The 15,880-nt window shown below is 62.5% G+C and carries 17 protein-coding genes and 1 pseudogene; 7 read left to right on the top strand and 11 right to left on the bottom strand.

The window, feature by feature from the left end:
- Positions 1-16 precede the first annotated feature (16 nt).
- From JQ591_RS33015 to JQ591_RS32990, 6 genes are all read right to left on the bottom strand, one after another.
- Complete coding sequence (locus JQ591_RS33015; RefSeq protein WP_211400150.1) at positions 17-823, bottom strand: ABC transporter permease subunit; 807 nt, start codon at positions 821-823, stop codon at positions 17-19.
- On the bottom strand, positions 820-1,998 hold the full coding sequence (gene ssuD, locus JQ591_RS33010) for an FMNH2-dependent alkanesulfonate monooxygenase (RefSeq protein ID WP_211400149.1): 1,179 nt from the start codon (positions 1,996-1,998) through the stop codon (positions 820-822). Before ssuD ends, JQ591_RS33015 begins: the two co-directional genes overlap by 4 nt.
- The gene (locus JQ591_RS33005) at positions 1,995-2,948 is read right to left on the bottom strand and encodes a sulfonate ABC transporter substrate-binding protein (protein ID WP_211400148.1); all 954 of its coding nucleotides are present in this window, start codon (positions 2,946-2,948) and stop codon (positions 1,995-1,997) included. The genes ssuD and JQ591_RS33005 overlap by 4 nt, the downstream gene beginning before the upstream one ends.
- A gap of 38 nt (positions 2,949-2,986) precedes the next feature.
- On the bottom strand, positions 2,987-3,961 hold the full coding sequence (locus tag JQ591_RS33000; RefSeq protein ID WP_211400147.1) for a sulfonate ABC transporter substrate-binding protein: 975 nt from the start codon (positions 3,959-3,961) through the stop codon (positions 2,987-2,989).
- A 503-nt stretch (positions 3,962-4,464) separates the two neighbouring features.
- On the bottom strand, positions 4,465-5,628 hold the full coding sequence (locus tag JQ591_RS32995; RefSeq protein ID WP_211400146.1) for a cytochrome P450: 1,164 nt from the start codon (positions 5,626-5,628) through the stop codon (positions 4,465-4,467).
- Between the two features lie 77 nt (positions 5,629-5,705).
- A complete protein-coding gene (locus JQ591_RS32990) occupies positions 5,706-6,491 on the bottom strand; it encodes a helix-turn-helix transcriptional regulator (protein ID WP_211400145.1) in 786 nt (261 codons plus the stop codon).
- Between JQ591_RS32990 and JQ591_RS35630 the strand changes: the two genes are divergently transcribed.
- Positions 6,490-6,621 (top strand): hypothetical protein, encoded by a 132-nt coding sequence (locus JQ591_RS35630; protein ID WP_283817995.1) that lies wholly within the window; start codon positions 6,490-6,492, stop codon positions 6,619-6,621. The genes JQ591_RS32990 and JQ591_RS35630 overlap by 2 nt on opposite strands.
- Before the next feature lie 114 nt (positions 6,622-6,735).
- Here the strand turns inward: JQ591_RS35630 and JQ591_RS32985 are convergent, their stop codons facing one another.
- The 3 genes from JQ591_RS32985 to JQ591_RS32975 all read right to left on the bottom strand — a co-directional run bounded on the left by JQ591_RS32985 (position 6,736) and on the right by JQ591_RS32975 (position 9,282).
- Positions 6,736-7,467 carry a PRC-barrel domain-containing protein gene (locus JQ591_RS32985; RefSeq protein WP_211400144.1) on the bottom strand — a complete coding sequence of 244 codons (732 nt, stop codon included), beginning with the start codon at positions 7,465-7,467 and terminating at the stop codon, positions 6,736-6,738.
- Positions 7,468-7,625: 158 nt separating this feature from the next.
- Positions 7,626-8,048 carry a response regulator gene (locus JQ591_RS32980; RefSeq protein WP_433995227.1) on the bottom strand — a complete coding sequence of 141 codons (423 nt, stop codon included), beginning with the start codon at positions 8,046-8,048 and terminating at the stop codon, positions 7,626-7,628.
- A gap of 31 nt (positions 8,049-8,079) precedes the next feature.
- Positions 8,080-9,282: a sensor histidine kinase gene (locus tag JQ591_RS32975; RefSeq protein WP_211400143.1), complete on the bottom strand. Its 1,203-nt coding sequence runs from the start codon at positions 9,280-9,282 to the stop codon at positions 8,080-8,082.
- Positions 9,283-9,505: 223 nt separating this feature from the next.
- Here JQ591_RS32975 and JQ591_RS32970 point away from each other — a divergent pair, with 223 nt between their 5' ends.
- Entirely contained in the window at positions 9,506-9,904 is a 399-nt protein-coding gene (locus tag JQ591_RS32970) for a hypothetical protein (protein ID WP_211400142.1), read from the top strand.
- Between the two features lie 105 nt (positions 9,905-10,009).
- Here JQ591_RS32970 and JQ591_RS32965 read toward each other — a convergent pair whose 3' ends face one another.
- Positions 10,010-11,215, bottom strand: a complete 1,206-nt coding sequence (locus JQ591_RS32965) for an LLM class flavin-dependent oxidoreductase (protein ID WP_211400141.1) — start codon at positions 11,213-11,215, stop codon at positions 10,010-10,012.
- Positions 11,216-11,489: 274 nt separating this feature from the next.
- Here JQ591_RS32965 and napE point away from each other — a divergent pair, with 274 nt between their 5' ends.
- The 5 genes from napE to JQ591_RS32940 are packed head-to-tail and all read left to right on the top strand — an operon-like array spanning position 11,490 to position 15,663.
- Positions 11,490-11,672: a periplasmic nitrate reductase, NapE protein gene (gene napE, locus JQ591_RS32960; RefSeq protein ID WP_211400140.1), complete on the top strand. Its 183-nt coding sequence runs from the start codon at positions 11,490-11,492 to the stop codon at positions 11,670-11,672.
- Between the two features lie 28 nt (positions 11,673-11,700).
- Positions 11,701-12,015: a chaperone NapD gene (locus tag JQ591_RS32955; protein ID WP_211400139.1), complete on the top strand. Its 315-nt coding sequence runs from the start codon at positions 11,701-11,703 to the stop codon at positions 12,013-12,015.
- A 17-nt stretch (positions 12,016-12,032) separates the two neighbouring features.
- A complete protein-coding gene (gene napA / locus JQ591_RS32950) occupies positions 12,033-14,546 on the top strand; it encodes a nitrate reductase catalytic subunit NapA (RefSeq protein ID WP_211400138.1) in 2,514 nt (837 codons plus the stop codon).
- The gene (locus JQ591_RS32945; RefSeq protein ID WP_211400137.1) at positions 14,543-15,013 is read left to right on the top strand and encodes a nitrate reductase cytochrome c-type subunit; all 471 of its coding nucleotides are present in this window, start codon (positions 14,543-14,545) and stop codon (positions 15,011-15,013) included. The genes napA and JQ591_RS32945 overlap by 4 nt, the downstream gene beginning before the upstream one ends.
- Positions 15,010-15,663 (top strand): NapC/NirT family cytochrome c, encoded by a 654-nt coding sequence (locus tag JQ591_RS32940; RefSeq protein WP_211400136.1) that lies wholly within the window; start codon positions 15,010-15,012, stop codon positions 15,661-15,663. The genes JQ591_RS32945 and JQ591_RS32940 overlap by 4 nt, the downstream gene beginning before the upstream one ends.
- A gap of 127 nt (positions 15,664-15,790) precedes the next feature.
- On the opposite strand, the pseudogene JQ591_RS32935 reads toward JQ591_RS32940, so the two are convergent.
- Positions 15,791-15,880, bottom strand: a pseudogene (locus JQ591_RS32935) (IS5/IS1182 family transposase); the annotation flags it as partial.

Here is a 15,880-nt window from a genome sequence, read left to right as displayed (position 1 = left end):
TTCCCAGTATTTCTGCTCAACGTTTCCAATAGGCGGGGTGCCAGGAGAGCGTCGCCCGCTCCAGCACGCGGGAGGCGCTGTCGGCGAGCTTGCCGAGCAGCGCGTAGATCAGGATTGAGAGCACCACGACGTCGATCAGCATGAACTCGCGCGCCTGCATCGCCATGTAGCCGAGGCCCGAGGAGGCTGCGATGGTCTCGGCGACGATCAGGGTCAGCCACATGATGCCGAGCGCGAAGCGGATGCCGACGAAGATCGAGGGCAGCGCGCCCGGGAAGATCACGCGGCGGAACAGCTCGCCATCGGTCATGCCGTAGATGCGGCCCATCTCGATCAGCTGCGGGTCGACGGTGCGGATGCCGTGCAGCGTGTTGAGGTAGATCGGGAAGAACACGCCGAGCGCCACCAGAAACAACTTCGCGCTCTCGTCGATGCCGAACCACAAGATGACAAGCGGGATCAGCGCCAGATGCGGCACGTTGCGCACCATCTGGAGCGTGGTGTCGGTGAGCTTTGACGACAGCTGCGACAGGCCGTTGGCAAGACCGAACGCGAAGCCGATGCTGCCGCCGATCAGGAAGCCGATCGAAGCGCGACAGAACGAAACCCAGATGTTGCGCACGAGCTCGCCGGAGAGCAGCAGCTTCCAGCCTGCAAGCAAGACGTCGCTCGGCGCCGGCAGCACCCGCGTCGGCACGAAGCCGGTGACGCTGGCGACCTGCCAGATCGCGATGATGGCGAGCGGCACGATCCACTGGATCAGGCCGTCGACGCGCGGCAGACGCAAGCCGCGGGGAAGCGAAGCGCTGTCGATCAGGCTCATGACTGCAACACCTTGTGCCGCGGACGGAAGTCGCTGCCGACCGTTTCACCAAAAGGACCGCCGTTGAAGTGCAGCCTGGTCACGTTGCTGGGTTGCTCCAGCGAGAGCAGCGGGAACACCAGCTCGGCGAAGCGATAGGCTTCCTCCAGATGCGGATAGCCCGACATGATGAAGGTGTCGATGCCGATGTCCTGATACTCCTTGATGCGGGCCGCGACCGTCTGGGCGTCGCCGACCAGCGCCGTGCCGGCGCCGCCACGCACGAGGCCGACGCCAGCCCACAGGTTCGGGGCGATCTCGAGCTTGTCGCGCTTGCCGCCGTGGAGCTGCGCCATGCGCTGCTGGCCGACCGAATCCATCCGCGCAAAGTTCTTCTGCGCGGTCGCGATGGTCTCGTCGCTGACATGCTTGATCAGCTCATTGGCCGCTCGCCAGGCCGCGTCATTGGTCTCGCGGACAATCACGTGGAGCCGGATGCCGAACGATAGTTTTCGACCGCGTGCAGCGGCCACCTCCTTCACCTTCGCGATCTTCTCCGCGACCAGCGCCGGCGGCTCGCCCCAGGTGAGATATTTGTCGACGGTGTCGACAGCGACGTCGATGCCGGCATCCGACGAACCGCCGAAATAGAGCGGCGGACGCGGCGACTGAACCGGCGGAAACAGCAGCTTGCCGCCCTCGACGTGAAGGTGCTTGCCCTCGACATTGACGGTCTTGCCGCCGAGCAGGTCGTTATAGACGCTGAGGAATTCGCGGGTGACCTCGTAGCGTTCGTCATGGGCGAGGAAGATGCCGTCGCCCTTGTTCTCGACGGGATCGCCGCCGGTGACGACGTTGACGAGAAGCCGGCCATTGCTGATGCGGTCGAGCGTCGCTGTCATGCGCGCCGCCACGCTCGGCGATTGCAGGCCGGGGCGGACGGCCACGAGATAGCGCAGCCGCTCGGTGAACGGCGCGACCGAGGAGGCGACGATCCAGGAATCCTCGCAAGATCGCCCGGTCGGCAGCAGCACGCCGAAATAGCCGAGCTGGTCGGCGGCCTGCGCGATCTGGCGCAGATAGTTGAAATTGACCTCACGGCCGCCGATGCCGGTGCCGAGATAACGGCCGTCGCCATGGGTCGGCAGGAACCAGAGAATGTTGGCGTTCGCTTGCTTGCTCACGTGCTTGCTCATGATCCTGGCCTCCGCGCCACGTCGGAAATCTTGATGGATTTGGGGATCAGGTTGAGCGCGAGGAACGCGTCGGCAACCCGCTGCTGGTCGGCGATGACGGCGTCGGTCAACGGCTTGATGCCGTAGGACTGCCGCTTCAGCGCCACCTCCACCACGGGGACCGACAGGCCAATCGACGGCGCCAGCTGCTCCGCAACCGCATGGATGTCGCCCTTGGCCCAATCGTCGACCGCGCTCAGCTCGGCCAGCACGGCGTCGACGATCTCGGGGTTGGCTTCGAGGAATTTCTTCGAGGAGAAATAGAACTGGTAGTTCGCGACGATGTCGGTGCCGTCGGTAAGCGTGCGGGCGCTGGTGGCGGCTTCCGCAGCGGCCTGGAACGGATCCCAGATCACCCAGGCATCGACCGCGCCGCGCTCGAAGGCGGCGCGCGCGTCGGCAGGAGCAAGAAAGACCGGCTCGATCTCGGAATATTTGACGCCGGCTTTCTCCAGCGCCTTGACCAGGAGATAATGGACATTGGAGCCCTTGTTCAGCGCGACCTTCTTGCCCTTGAGATCGGCGACCGATTTCAGCGGGCTGTCCTTCGGCACCAGGATCGCCTCGCCCTTCGGGGCCGGCGGCTCGTAGGCGACATACTGGATCGGCGCGCCGGCGGCCTGCGCGAAGATCGGCGGTGCTTCGCCGGTGTTGCCGAAATCGATCGCGCCGACATTGAGCGCCTCGAGCAGCGGCGGGCCGGAGGGGAATTCGGTCCACACCACCTTGTAGCCGTCGGCAGCGAGCTTCGGCTCCAGCGTGCCCTTGCTCTTGAGCAGCACCAGCTTGCCGTATTTCTGGTAGCCGATGCGGACCACCTTGTCCTGACCGTAGGAGGTGCCGACCGCGGCGGCGACGATACCGATCGACAGCACGATGGCCGCGACCAGACGCTGGATGATACGCCTCATGTTCAAACCCTTTGAAATGGGGAGATTGGTCGGCACGATCAGGCTGCCGGGTTGCGCCAGACGATGTCGCGAATGACGATCGGCTTCGGGATCAGGCCGAGCTTGTAGAAGCGGTCGGCGACACCCTGCTGGGTCGTGACGATGTCGTCAGTGACGGGGCCGACCGCGAAGGCCGAGCGGTTGGCTGCGATGGTCTGGATATCGAGGGGGATGCCGGTGACTGCGGCGAGCGATCTGGCCACCTCGTCGCGATGCTGCTCGGCCCAGCGCGCGGTCGCGGCCGTTACGTCGACGATCTGTTGCAGGATCGCCCCGTGATTCCTAGCGAAGTCGCGGTTGGCGATGTAGAAGGAGTTGGTCTTGGTGACGTCGCGCGCATTGATCAGGATGCGACCGCTCTGCTTGGTCTCGCCGATCGCGAAGTAAGGATCCCAGATCGCCCACGCCTCGATGCTGCCGTTGGCAAAGGCCGGGCCGGCATCCGGCGGCGTCAGGTAGACCGGCGTGATATCGGCATAGGTGAGGCCTGCCTTCTCCAGCGTCTGCACCACGATGTTGTGGGCGCTGGATCCCTTGGTGAAGCCGACGCGCTTGCCTTTCAATTCAGCGATGACGCGGATCGGCGAATCCTTCGGCACCAGAATGCCCTGACCGTTGGTGATGGGCTGGCCGGCGGCATAGACGATCGCCGCGCCCGCGGCCTGGGCAAATACCGGAGGGGAGTCGCCGACCGCGCCGTAATCGACGCTGCCGACATTCATCGCCTCCATCATCGGAGGCCCCGAGGAGAACTCGATCCATTTCACCTCGATGCCCAAGGGAGCGAAATGTTTTTCCAGAGCGGCCTGTTGGCGCGTGATGACCAGCACGCCGTTCTTCTGGTAGCCGACACGAATTTCCTTCACCGCGCCTTGTGACGTTCCTTGTGACGTTCCTTGCGCGTTGGCGCGCGAAGCGAATGCAGCGGCTGCCGCAGTTCCAACGGATAGTTTGAGAAAGTCCCGACGCTGCATCCGACACTCCCGGCCGCGTGCGGCCGTCATCATTTCATCTTTCGGGAATGATGGTGCGGCTTATCGGAGGTGTCGAGACGCGCGCAAAAATAGCGATGCAAGCACTGCGCGCGTGGCGGAGCGCATGATTAATCTTTCAATCCACGGCGCGAATGCAGGGGATATTTTTCCGCACGCGAATGTGAAAAACGCACGTGAGCCGGCAGAGATTCAAAAAATCTCGAAAACAACCCCATGCACAGTAGCCGGGGCGTGCGAAAACAATGACTTACGCCTTATCCGAAATTGGCTTTGACTCGTCGGGCAAAACAGGAGCAGGATGGCATCATGGTGGACTGGGAGCTGTCGTGGCGCGAAGCGTCTTCCATCTCAACTGTCATCCCCCGCGAAGGCGGGAATCCAGTATCCCAGAGACGCCAATGCGTCACACGACCGCCGCGGCGTACTGGATCGCCCGCCCCAGTGCGCAATTGCGCACAAGGCGGGTGATGACACCGAAACTGCTAAGACCACCTCACGGGCAGATTTTGCAGCCCGCGGAACGCCCAGCCGCCGATCCGCACCGGCTCGTCATCGGCGATCTCGATCCGCCCGGCGCGCGCGAACAATGTCGGCAGCGCGACGTCGGCGATCATGGCGCGCGACGCCCAGGCGCCGGCGCAGAAATGCGGACCGGCGCCGAACGCGACGCTCTTGGCCGTGTCACGCCGCACGTCGAACTGGTCGGCGCGCTCAAAATGCTTCTCGTCGCGGTTGGCCGAGCCGAACATCAGGAACACCCGCTCGTCGGTCTCGAACGAGACGTCGCGGATCGACCAGGGCTTGGCGATGCGTCGCGGCGACATGCCGATCGGCGAGATCCAGCGGGCATATTCCTCGAAGGCCTGGAGCCAGGTCACCTCGCCCTTGCGCACGAGGTCGAGCTGGTCGGGATGAGTCAGCAGCGCCCACACCGTCCCGGCGATCGCCTTGCGCGGCTCGTTCTGGCCGCCGGAGATCGCGAGTTTGACGTTCGCGCGCACGCTCTCCATCGCCATGCCGGAAGCGAGGAGCACGCCGAGGATGCTCTGGTCGGGATGCTTGCGCATTACCGGCAGGATGTCGTCGATCGCCGCATCGATGCCCGACGTCGCCGCATGGCAGCGCGCCTCGACGGCTGCGTCGCCGCTGTAATTGGCGATCCCCTCGATCATGCCCTGCGACCAGGCATCCATGTCCGCAAAGCCGATATTGGTGAGGCCGGTGATTGACTTCAGGCATTCGCCGGAGAACGGCAACGCGAAGTCGCGCATGAAATCGATCCGCCCGGGCTCGATCGCAGCGATGATGCGGTCGGCATGGGCCTGGAACAGCGCGGTCCAGTGCGCCTTCACCGTCTTCGGCGACACCGTCGGAAACATCGCGCGGCGCTCGATTTGATGCGCCTCGCCGTCCTTGCGCATCATGTTGTGGCCCATCAGCCGGTTCATCAGGCCCGCGGGCTGGTGCGAGGAGAACACGTCGATCTGCTTCTCGGAGATCGAGATATCGTCGCGGCTGGTCAGCAGCGTCGAGCCGAGCTGCGGCACGAAGGCGATCGGCGCCTCCTTCCGCATCCGCGCGAGCATCGGGTAGGGGTCGGCCCAGAAAGTTTGGGGGTCGATGTCGATGCGCGGCGCCGTGCTCAAGCTTCGCTCCCTTGCTGTTTGCCGCCAAGGCTAGCGGCTTCAGGAGGCGCCGTCTGTCCCCAGCGATTGGGACAGCCTCAGTTCAGCCGACCAGGTCCCGCAAGCAGGCCCAGCACGATTGCGAACAATTCGTTCTGCGAGGAGATGCCAAGCCGCTCATAGGCGCGCTTGCGGTAGGTCACGGTCGAATGCAGGCTGATGCCGAGTGCCTGCGAGATCGCCTCGGAGCTGAAGCCGAGCAGGATGCGGCGGCATACCTCCTGCTCGCGCGGCGTCAGCGCGGAAAGCGGCGCGCGGGTCGCAAACAGCGTGGCAAGATTTTGGTCGTGCGTCGCCGCGCCTTGCTGGAAATGGCGCGCCACGCTCGCGCCGATCGCAGGTGCAATCGCCTTGAGCCGCGCACGCTGGGCGTCGCTGAAGCGGCCTTGGGCGGCGATCCGGTAAAAATTGACGTAGAAGCAGGTGTCGTCGACCCAGATCGCGGTCGCGCATTTGTCGACGATGCCGGAATCCACAAAGAACATCTTGCGGTAGCGCGCGCCGTACATGCGCGGCGCGAAGGCCGGCAGCACGAGCGGCGCGCGGCCCTCGCCTTCGAACAGCGCATCGCGGTTGGGGTCGGATTGGTGGAACTGCCCGGCATAGGCCGCACCGAGATCGCCGCCGATCGGGATGTTGCCGGCATCGAGCAGACAGCGCGCCGCGCCCGCGCGGCTCAGTGCGAACACCATGCAATGCCCGACGCCGGCCTGCCGGCGCAGTGTATCGATCAAGACATCCGGGAAATCCGGGCGACCGATGGCGAGCACCGCTGGCGCGACATCGCCAGCCGCTCGATTTGCGGGCACCGGGCGAGACCGCATGGTTTCCTCCTTGTCGCCTTTTGATGAAATTTATCAGGAATGGGGGCGCGCCGGAAGTCCGGTGTTGCCGGGATATGCCGCGCCGTGGCTGTCGGCCCTGCGCAAAAATGCTTCGCCTCGCTGGAAGTGAACAGGTATCCGGCCTGCCCAAATTGGGCGCAGACAAAAAAGCAGCGGCGGCAAGCGAAGTAACGTCCGCTGCGGGTGAGAAGCGTCCTTGATGAAAAACCGCGTGGCGGGTCTGTTAGGGCTTTTCAAAAAAAGCATCGTTGTGGACTCGCCAAGCCTGGTCGGAGAGCCACTTGTAATCCTGGTCAGGCATGACAGGCACGGTTTTCATGACTTCCTTGGCAACGGGAAGAAAGAAGCTCGATCGATCCTGCGTAACCTTCAGAGAACGGATCGGCACCACAATGCTGTCCTTTCCGGTGGTGAAAAATCCGCCCGAAGCGACAATCGCGTAGTCCCTTCCATCCTTCGTGCCGAAAACGATGTTCCTGACCTCGCCGACGATCTTGTCATCGGAACTGCGGACTTCCGCCCCGATCATCTCGTCGGTCCTCAAACCCGGTGTAAGCTGGTCGATCCTTATCAACGGTTTGGCGTCTTTCTTGTCGCGGCTGCCTGACGATGTTCCGCGCTTGATTTTTGGTTCACGAGCGGCGATTTGCTTATCGGCCGCCTCCTCATCGTTGTCTCCCAATGATCCCATAGGAGGCCCCGCGATAAGTTCGCGAATGTTGGCGAGGAGACGCTCACAGTCTTCGTGACGTCCATAAGATCGAAGCGTGAAAGCGGCATCCCTTAAGCTCCGGAGGTCGCGCACGGACTGACTGTTGGCCGGCCCTCGAAGTCGCGGATTCTGCTGAATTGCCTCCTCAAGCTTGGCGTCGGCAATTTCGCACTCTGCCCGCGCTTGGCTAGCACCGACCGCAACCATCAGTGCGGCTATGAACAAGGTTCCTAGTGTCTTCATCGCTAATTACCTATGTTCTGGCTGGCGTTTTCGAGTCAAGACGTGAGACTTGCGTGCGCACAATGCGGGCCGACCGATCCCTCTGTCGGCCAGCGTGCTTCCCCGCGACAGCTCAATGAAGCCGGGATGGACCATCGTGGTTTGATCCGGTTGGGCGGTCACGCAGCGTCGGTAAGCTGGTGGACAGCGCCGATAATTTGCGCCGGCCAGTAGGGCTTGGTTATAAACCGGGCGCCTGCCGGAAGATCCCCGGCTTTGATTTTGAAATGCCCCGAAGTGACGATGATCCCGACCGGCGGCCAGCGGTCTCTGACCGCTGCCGCCAATTTCAAACCATTCATTGAACCGGGCATATCGATGTCGGTGAACATAAGCCGTATGTTTGAATTCTGTTCGAGCATTTGAATGGCTTCGTCGGCGTTGTTTGCCTCCAGAATGTCAAATCCGGCTCCGCGGAGCATCTCGACGACATCCATGCGAGTAAACATTTCATCTTCGACAACAAGAACGCAGATGGGTGAACCGATAGAAGGCATTTTAGAGAGCCCGCAAAATCTTGTTTGTTTCCTGGTGCCCGCCATGCGGGCCTCCACACGCGCATCAGCCGTTCGTTCAGGGCGGATCGAGCGAAAATCTGATTGCGAATAGCGTCCCTCTTGGGGTGTTCTTCGAGATCGTCAGTTCGCCCATCAATTGCCTGACCAGCCCGTTGATGATCCGGAAACCGAGGCTCTTCCGCGGCTGGTTGATGTCAAATCCGTCGGGGAGTCCTGCGCCTTCGTCGGAAATTTCGACAAGCAAATGTCCGTCGATCTCTCGGGCGTCCACCGTGATTATACCGGGTCCATCGACATAGGCATATTTAACCGCATTCGTGACGAGTTCGTTGACCAGCAACCCCAAAGGAATGGCCTTGTCGGCCGATATGATAACAGGGTCGGAATGACATCGAAGCGTGTGTTCCGGTGCCGAACTCTGAAGATTTTGGCAAAGATGACCGACGAAATCCGAGAGATCTACAAATCCGACCTTGCTGCCCCGCCAGAGGTGATCATGAACTTCCGCGATGGACGCGACGCGCATGGCCGCATTTTCCAGTGCATTCTTCACCTCCACGGACTCTGAGCCGCGTGCTTGGACACGTAGCAGGCCCACGACCGATGTGAGGCTGTTCTTGACGCGATGACTCATCTCACGCGTCAGCAACGCCTCGTGATCGAGGGCCTCCTGAAGTTTGGCGTCAGCGTTTTGACGTTCAATGGCGATGCCGAGGAGACCTGCAAAACCGGCCAGAAAGTCCGCGTCCGCCTCGTCGAATTGTCCGGGATCGTGACTATCAGCTTCGAGAACACCGAACGGGGTTTCGCCCTCTCCACCTCGCCTGATAAGCACGTTGATCGCACGTTTGATGCCATGTTCGGCCAGAAGTTTCGGCGTCCGGAAACGGGTCTCTTCCTGCAAGTGATTGGAAATAACCGATCGACCCGTCTGAAAGGCAAAGCCGGCGGGCGATTCGATATCAGCGCCAAGCGTCACATGATCCACCGTCCCCGCGGGCCAGCCAGTGCCAGCACGCACAATCAAACGCTGTTCAGCGGGGAGATATTCCAAAACCTTGGCATAAGAGCATCCCAGGCCACGAGCACAGAGTTCGGCTGCTTGCTGAAGGATCTGCCGAAAATCACGGGTCTGCAACGCAGCCGTACCAAAGTCCCTGAGGAGAGCCTGTTGGCGGCGGCGGTATGGAAGCTCGTCCTGGCGGTCCAGGAGAGCATCGGAGGCCGGTTGTGCGACGGGCCTCGGTTCGGAAGTCATTAAGCCGCCAATTCTGAATAGCGTCCGTCAGAGAAGCGCTGGCCAGACACGGGAACCTAGGAGGCACCGTACCAACTGCCGGAGTGACGACAAACAACAATGCTCGCATCGCTTGTTGGTTCCTAAGAGCTGGTCCTGTTGGATGGAGTGCGAAATAACAACGCCACCGATAAGCCTTAGCATTATGCAAAATACCGGAGGGGCCTAATCGATTGAAACAAACATGAACGCCGAGCAGCTGGCTGAAAAGTTCCGACAGAAAACATCCGCAGCGGTCGTGGAAAAGGAGAGGCAGACGATTATCGCTGCGGAAAACAAGGACAAGGGAACCGCTGACATCGAGCACTGTAAGCAGGCGATGGAGCGTAAGGTCATACCTTTTCTGGAAGAGCTGAAGCATCACTTGGGTGAAGATCAGTTCTCTTTTTCTCCGCAGATCGAGCGGCACGATCATCGCCCAGTCGGGGTTTCTTTTACCGTGGGCAATGGTGCTCCCACGACCATCTCAACTGCATTCGGCAACATCGTTGTGACCCGGATCGGCGACAGTGGAACGAAAAAGGGTATCCCTTTTGTTTATGCGCCGGATGTCGAGCTTACATTTCCAACTCCGGTGATCTGACGTGAGCTACGATAGCGAAGCAAATTGCGATGGTGATTGAGGATTAAGGCTAACAACACGGCCTGCTCTTACTCCACAAGCCGACATCTCCGGTCTTACCGGTACCTACCCCGCCGCCGCCTTCACCGGCGCCACCCTGACCGCGAGCTTGCCGTAACGATCGGTAAAGGCCTCCGTGTCGATTTCTTCGAGCTTGATCTCGCCGCTCATGACGCCCTGCTTCCAGGCCGCCTGCGCGGGATCGTTCTGGAATTCCGGCATCACCTCGCGGCCGAACAGCTCCAGCGATTCGCAGATGTGCTCGTGGCTGTTCTTGCCCGCCTGGTTCAGGAGGATGACCTGGTCGATGTGCGAGCCCTGGAAGCGCTTCAGCTTCCGCCGAAGCGTCTCCGGCGAGCCGATCAGGCCGCCGCGGAGCGCCGCCTCCTGCGCCTCGGGATTGTCGCGTTTCCACTTGTTGTACTCGTCCCACATGTTGACGGTGTAGGGCGCGGGACGCTGGCGATTCTGCGAGGCGCCGTAGAACCGCAGCGCGAACTGGAAGAAGGTGGCGCCGTCGGCGCGCGCACGTGCCTCCTCGTCCGTCTTCGCGCACATGAAGAACGACACCAGCGCCATGTTCGGGTTGATCTCGTAGTCGGCGAGCTTTGCGAGACGCTTGGTCATGGCGTTGTAATAGGCGTGCACCCAGGCGTGCGCGGCGTCCGCGCTCACGAACTGGAAGCCGAGCGCGCCAAAGCCGTGACGACCGGCGCGTTCGATGGTCGGCAGTTGCGAGCAGGCCATCCACAGCGGCGGATGCGGCTTCTGCACCGGTTTTGGCACGACGTTGCGCAACGGGATGTCGAAGTATTTGCCGTGATGCTCGCTTCCCGCGTCCTTGAACATCGGGAAGATCGCAGCGACGGCCTCCTCGAACACCTCCTTCTTGGTCTCCATGTCGCGGCCGAACGGCGTGAGCTCGGTGATGGACGCACTCTCGCCCATGCCGAATTCGCAGCGGCCGTTGGAGAGCAGGTCGAGCACCGCGACGCGTTCGGCGACACGCGCCGGATGGTTGGTGGTGAGCTGGAGGATGCCGTGGCCGAGCCGGATGTTCTTGGTGCGCTGGCTCGCCGCCGCGAGGAAGGATTCCGGCGAGGGCGAATGCGAGTATTCTTCGAGGAAGTGATGCTCGACAACCCAGGCGTGGTCGTAGCCGAGCTGGTCTGCGAGTTCCATTTGCGAGAGCGCGTTTTGGTAGAGGCTGAGCTCGTCCCCGGCCACCCACGGCCGTGGCAGTTGCAGCTCATAGAAGATGCCGAACTTCATGACGCCGTCTCTCCCAGGTTTTTTTCCCGCTTATTTTGTTGCTCATCTTAATGCGCGAGGCGGCGCTGTCTACGAGAACACAATTCCGCCGTGCGGGAGAACGATTTTCGCGCACACGTCGCAACGCGCCCGTCCGAGAAGCCGTGCTGCGACAATCCGGCGACCTGGCCGATTGATCCAGATCAACGCCGTGGCAGTCCAAATGCATCAAAAATGCAGCAAGGCAACGGCCCGGATGCCGTCCCGATTCCCATACCATTCAAAGAGACCGAATATGTCGGCCCCTGACGACGCGACTACGCGCGTGCGCCGTAAGCGCATGGAGATTTTCGCTTTCCTGTTCCTGACCGCGGTCGTGATGCCCGTCCTCGCGGTCGGAACGGTCGGCTCCTACGGGCTCGGCGTCTGGATCTACCAGATGTTCGCCGGCCCCCCCGGCCCTCCCTCCGCTCATTGATCCCCCCGAAAAGCGAAAGACAGGCATCATGGCCCACACCAAATTCAACCGCCGTGCCTTGATCACCGGCCGGGTGCTCAGCGCCGAGCGCGTCGTCGCGCCCCCCGGTTGCGAGATCGCCAGCATCATCGTGCAGGCGCGCCCCGAGCGTCTGGACCAGCTGGAAGCCGCGATCACCACCCTTGCCGGCTGCGAGATTCACGGCCGCGATGCGCGAGGAAAACTCGTCGTCGTGACCGAGGCGCCGGATTCCGGCAGCCTCGGCACCCTGCTCAACACCATCCAGTCGCTGCCCGACGTCTATTCCGCAGCGCTCGTCTTCCACGCCATCGAAACCGCCTAAGGGCCGGGAGAGCCATCATGACATCGCCAAAGCTCGACCGCCGCCAGATGCTGAAGCTCGAGGCCGCCGCCATCGCGGCCGCCGCTGCGGGCATGCCGGCACCGGCGCTCGCCGCCAACCTCGTCGCCGAGCGCGACGTCGCCGAACTGAAATGGGACAAGGCCGCCTGCCGCTTCTGCGGCACCGGCTGCTCGGTGATGGTCGCGACCAAGGAGAACCGCGTCGTCGCGACGCACGGCGACATCAAGGCCGAGGTCAATCGCGGCCTCAACTGCGTCAAGGGCTACTTCCTCTCCAAGATCATGTACGGTCACGACCGCCTGACGCAGCCGATGCTGCGCAAGACGGGCGGTAAATACGACAAGAACGGCGAATTCACGCCCGTGTCCTGGACCGAAGCCTTCGACATCATGGAGGTGAAGTGGAAGGAGGCGATCAAGAAGCGCGGGCCCAACGGCGTCGCCATGTTCGGCTCCGGCCAGTGGACGATCTGGGAGGGCTATGCCGCCTCGAAACTGTTCAAGGCCGGCTTCCGCACCAACAACATCGACCCCAATGCCCGCCACTGCATGGCCTCCGCCGTCGCCGGCATGATGCGCACCTTCGGCATCGACGAGCCGGCCGGCTGCTATGACGACATCGAGGCCACCGATGCCTTCGTGCTGTGGGGCTCCAACATGGCGGAGATGCACCCCATCCTGTGGACGCGCGTGGCCGACCGCCGGCTGTCCGCGCCGCATGTCCGCGTCGCCGTGCTCTCGACCTTCGAGCACCGCTCGTTCGACCTCGCCGACATCGGCATGATCTTCAAGCCGCAGACCGACCTCTATTTGCTCAACGCCATCGCCAACCACATCATCAAGACTGGCCGGGTCAACAAGGATTTCGTTGCGGCGCATACCATTTTCAGGCGCGGCCAGACCGACATCGGCTACGGCTTGAGGCCCGAGCATCCGCTGCAAAAGAAGGCGACGGGCGCGGCGAAGGCCAACGACTCCACCGAGATGAGCTACGACGAGTACGTCAAGTTCGTCTCAGAGTACACGCTGGAGAAGGCGGCCGAGATGTCGGGCGTGCCGCTCAACCGGCTGGAGGCGATCGCCGAGCTCTATGCCGATCCCAAGACCAAGGTGGTCTCGTTCTGGACCATGGGCTTCAACCAGCACACCCGCGGCGTCTGGTGCAACAACCTCATCTACAACATCCATCTGTTGACCGGAAAGATCTCATCGCCCGGCAACAGCCCGTTCTCGCTGACCGGCCAGCCCTCGGCCTGCGGCACCGCGCGTGAGGTCGGCACCTTCTCGCACCGCCTGCCTGCGGACATGGTCGTCACCAACAAGGAACACCGTACCAAGACCGAGCACATCTGGCAGCTGCCCGAAGGCACCATTCCCGACAAGCCTGGCGCACATGCCGTGCTGCAAAGCCGGATGCTGAAGGACGGCCTGATCAACGCCTATTGGGTGCAGGTCAACAACAACCTCCAGGCCGGCCCCAACGCCAACGAGGAGACCTATCCGGGCTTCCGCAATCCCGACAATTTCATCGTGGTCTCGGATGCCTATCCGTCGGTCACCGCACTCGCGGCCGACCTGATCCTGCCGACCGCGATGTGGGTGGAGAAGGAAGGCGCCTACGGCAATGCCGAGCGGCGTACGCAGTTCTGGCATCAGCTCGTCGCTGCCCCGGGCGAGTCGAAGTCCGATCTCTGGCAGCTCATGGAATTCTCCAAGCGCTTCAAGATCGAGGAGGTCTGGCCCGAGGAGCTGATCGCCAAGAAGCCGGACGTGCGCGGCAAGACGCTGTTCGACGTGCTCTACAAGAACGGCGAGGTCGACAAGTTTCCGGTCTCCGATATCGAGGAGGGCTACCTCAACGACGAGTCCAAGGCGTTCGGCTTCTACGTCCACAAGGGCCTGTTCGAGGAATACGCCGCCTTCGGCCGCGGCCACGGCCACGACCTCGCGCCGTTCGACACCTATCACCGCGAACGCGGCCTGCGCTGGCCTGTCGTCAACGGCCAGGAAACGAAATGGCGTTTCCGCGAAGGCAGCGACCCCTATGTCAAGCAGGGCACCGACGTGCAGTTCTACGGCTATCCCGACGGCAAGGCGCGCATCTTCGCCCTGCCTTACGAGCCGGCGGCCGAATCGCCCGACAACGACTATCCGTTCTGGCTCTCGACCGGCCGCGTGCTCGAGCACTGGCATTCCGGCACCATGACGCGCCGGGTGCCCGAACTCTACAAGGCGTTCCCCGAGGCCGTGTGCTTCATGCATCCCGACGACGCGCAGGAGGCGAAGATCCGCCGCGGCGACGAGGTGAAGGTGGTCTCCCGCCGCGGCTTCATCCGTGTCCGCGTCGAGACGCGCGGCCGCGACCGGCCGCCGCGCGGCCTCGTATTCGTGCCGTGGTTCGACGAATCCAAGCTGATCAACAAGGTGACGCTGGACGCCACCGATCCGATCTCGCTGCAAACCGATTACAAGAAGTGCGCTGTGCGCATCGAGCGGGTGAACGTGTCATGATGAAACGATTTGGAATCGCGCTGCTCGCAGTCGCGATCGCAGCTGGCGCGAGTTCGCTGACCGCGCAGACGGTGACGTCAGGCCTGCGCGGCCCGACTCCGCTCAATGACGAAGGCCCGGCGCCGCCGATGACGCCGATGCGCAACACGTCCGAGCGAGAAGTGCGCAACTATCCGGAGCAGCCGCCGGTGATCCCGCATTCGATCGACGGCTATCAGGTCGACCTCAACGGCAACAAATGCCTGTCCTGCCATGCGCGGGCGCGCATCGCGGAATCGAAAGCGCCGATGGTCTCGATCACGCATTTCATGGACCGTGACGGCCAGTTCCTGGCCTCGATCTCGCCGCGTCGGTTCTTCTGCACGGAATGCCACGTGCCGCAGAACACCGCCAATCCGCCCGTCAGCAACGACTTCACCGACATCGACACGCTGCTGTCGCGCGCAAGCCCCGGTGGACGCCGATGACGACGACCGCTGATGAGCCCGACGAAGGAATGAAGGCCAGGCGCGGCTTCGTCGCGCGAAGCTGGGACTTTGCGCGCGAGCTCTGGCAGGTGCTGATCCGGCCGAGCTCGGTGTTCGGGCTTGGTGTGCTGGTGCTGGCCGGCTTCGCAGCGGGCGTGATCTTCTGGGGCGGCTTCAACACCGCGCTGGAATTGACCAACACCGAAAAATTTTGCACCGGCTGCCACGAGATGAAGGACAACGTCTATGCCGAGCTGAGGTCGACCATCCACTTCGCCAACCGCTCCGGCGTGCGGGCGACCTGTCCGGATTGCCACGTGCCGCACAACTGGACCGACAAGATCGCCCGCAAGATGCAGGCCTCCAAGGAGGTCTGGGGCAAACTCTTCGGCACGATCGACACCCGCGAGAAATTCCAGGATCACCGGCTCGAGCTGGCGGCGCATGAATGGGCGCGCTTCAAGTCCAACGATTCGCTGGAATGCCGCAACTGCCACAGCGCCGATTCCATGGACATCACGAAGCAGTCGCCGCGGGCCTCGGTCGCCCACCAGCGCTTCCTGTTCACCAAGGAAAAGACCTGCATCGACTGCCACAAGGGCATCGCCCACCATCTGCCCGACATGCGCGGCGTCCCCGGCTGGCAATAGGGCGATCTGCGCATGAGCACAGGGGCGACGCCTACGACTTCCAGGCGGGGCCTGAGCGAGCGCCTCGTCCTTCGAGACGACCGCTTTGCGGTCTCCTCAGAGCCTGACTCAAAAAGGGTAGACACCCTCAAGGTCTGGCCAGACGGCGAGTTAAGAGCCTCAGATGGGCGGCGAGCAGCCAGGCGAGCTCGGTGGCGGCAGAGCCTTCGAAGTCTTT

Origin of the sequence: Bradyrhizobium canariense (genome assembly GCF_018130465.1) — a bacterium.
Lineage (GTDB): Bacteria > Pseudomonadota > Alphaproteobacteria > Rhizobiales > Xanthobacteraceae > Bradyrhizobium > Bradyrhizobium canariense_C.
The sequence above is the reverse complement of the archived record's forward strand: the minus strand, read 5'-3'. Positions and strand labels throughout refer to the sequence as shown.

Coding starts and splice junctions, on each gene's coding strand:
- JQ591_RS32945 (WP_211400137.1), top strand. CDS start 14,543: ATGATGAAACGATTTGGAATCGCGCTGCTCGCAGTCGCGATCGCAGCT.
- napA (WP_211400138.1), top strand. CDS start 12,033: ATGACATCGCCAAAGCTCGACCGCCGCCAGATGCTGAAGCTCGAGGCC.
- JQ591_RS32940 (WP_211400136.1), top strand. CDS start 15,010: ATGACGACGACCGCTGATGAGCCCGACGAAGGAATGAAGGCCAGGCGC.
- JQ591_RS32990 (WP_211400145.1), bottom strand. CDS start 6,491: ATGCGGTCTCGCCCGGTGCCCGCAAATCGAGCGGCTGGCGATGTCGCG.
- JQ591_RS33015 (WP_211400150.1), bottom strand. CDS start 823: ATGAGCCTGATCGACAGCGCTTCGCTTCCCCGCGGCTTGCGTCTGCCG.
- ssuD (WP_211400149.1), bottom strand. CDS start 1,998: ATGAGCAAGCACGTGAGCAAGCAAGCGAACGCCAACATTCTCTGGTTC.
- JQ591_RS33000 (WP_211400147.1), bottom strand. CDS start 3,961: ATGCAGCGTCGGGACTTTCTCAAACTATCCGTTGGAACTGCGGCAGCC.
- JQ591_RS32970 (WP_211400142.1), top strand. CDS start 9,506: ATGAACGCCGAGCAGCTGGCTGAAAAGTTCCGACAGAAAACATCCGCA.
- JQ591_RS32980 (WP_433995227.1), bottom strand. CDS start 8,048: ATGGCGGGCACCAGGAAACAAACAAGATTTTGCGGGCTCTCTAAAATG.
- JQ591_RS32955 (WP_211400139.1), top strand. CDS start 11,701: ATGGCCCACACCAAATTCAACCGCCGTGCCTTGATCACCGGCCGGGTG.
- JQ591_RS32965 (WP_211400141.1), bottom strand. CDS start 11,215: ATGAAGTTCGGCATCTTCTATGAGCTGCAACTGCCACGGCCGTGGGTG.
- JQ591_RS32985 (WP_211400144.1), bottom strand. CDS start 7,467: ATGAAGACACTAGGAACCTTGTTCATAGCCGCACTGATGGTTGCGGTC.
- napE (WP_211400140.1), top strand. CDS start 11,490: ATGTCGGCCCCTGACGACGCGACTACGCGCGTGCGCCGTAAGCGCATG.
- JQ591_RS33005 (WP_211400148.1), bottom strand. CDS start 2,948: ATGAGGCGTATCATCCAGCGTCTGGTCGCGGCCATCGTGCTGTCGATC.
- JQ591_RS35630 (WP_283817995.1), top strand. CDS start 6,490: ATGGTTTCCTCCTTGTCGCCTTTTGATGAAATTTATCAGGAATGGGGG.
- JQ591_RS32975 (WP_211400143.1), bottom strand. CDS start 9,282: ATGACTTCCGAACCGAGGCCCGTCGCACAACCGGCCTCCGATGCTCTC.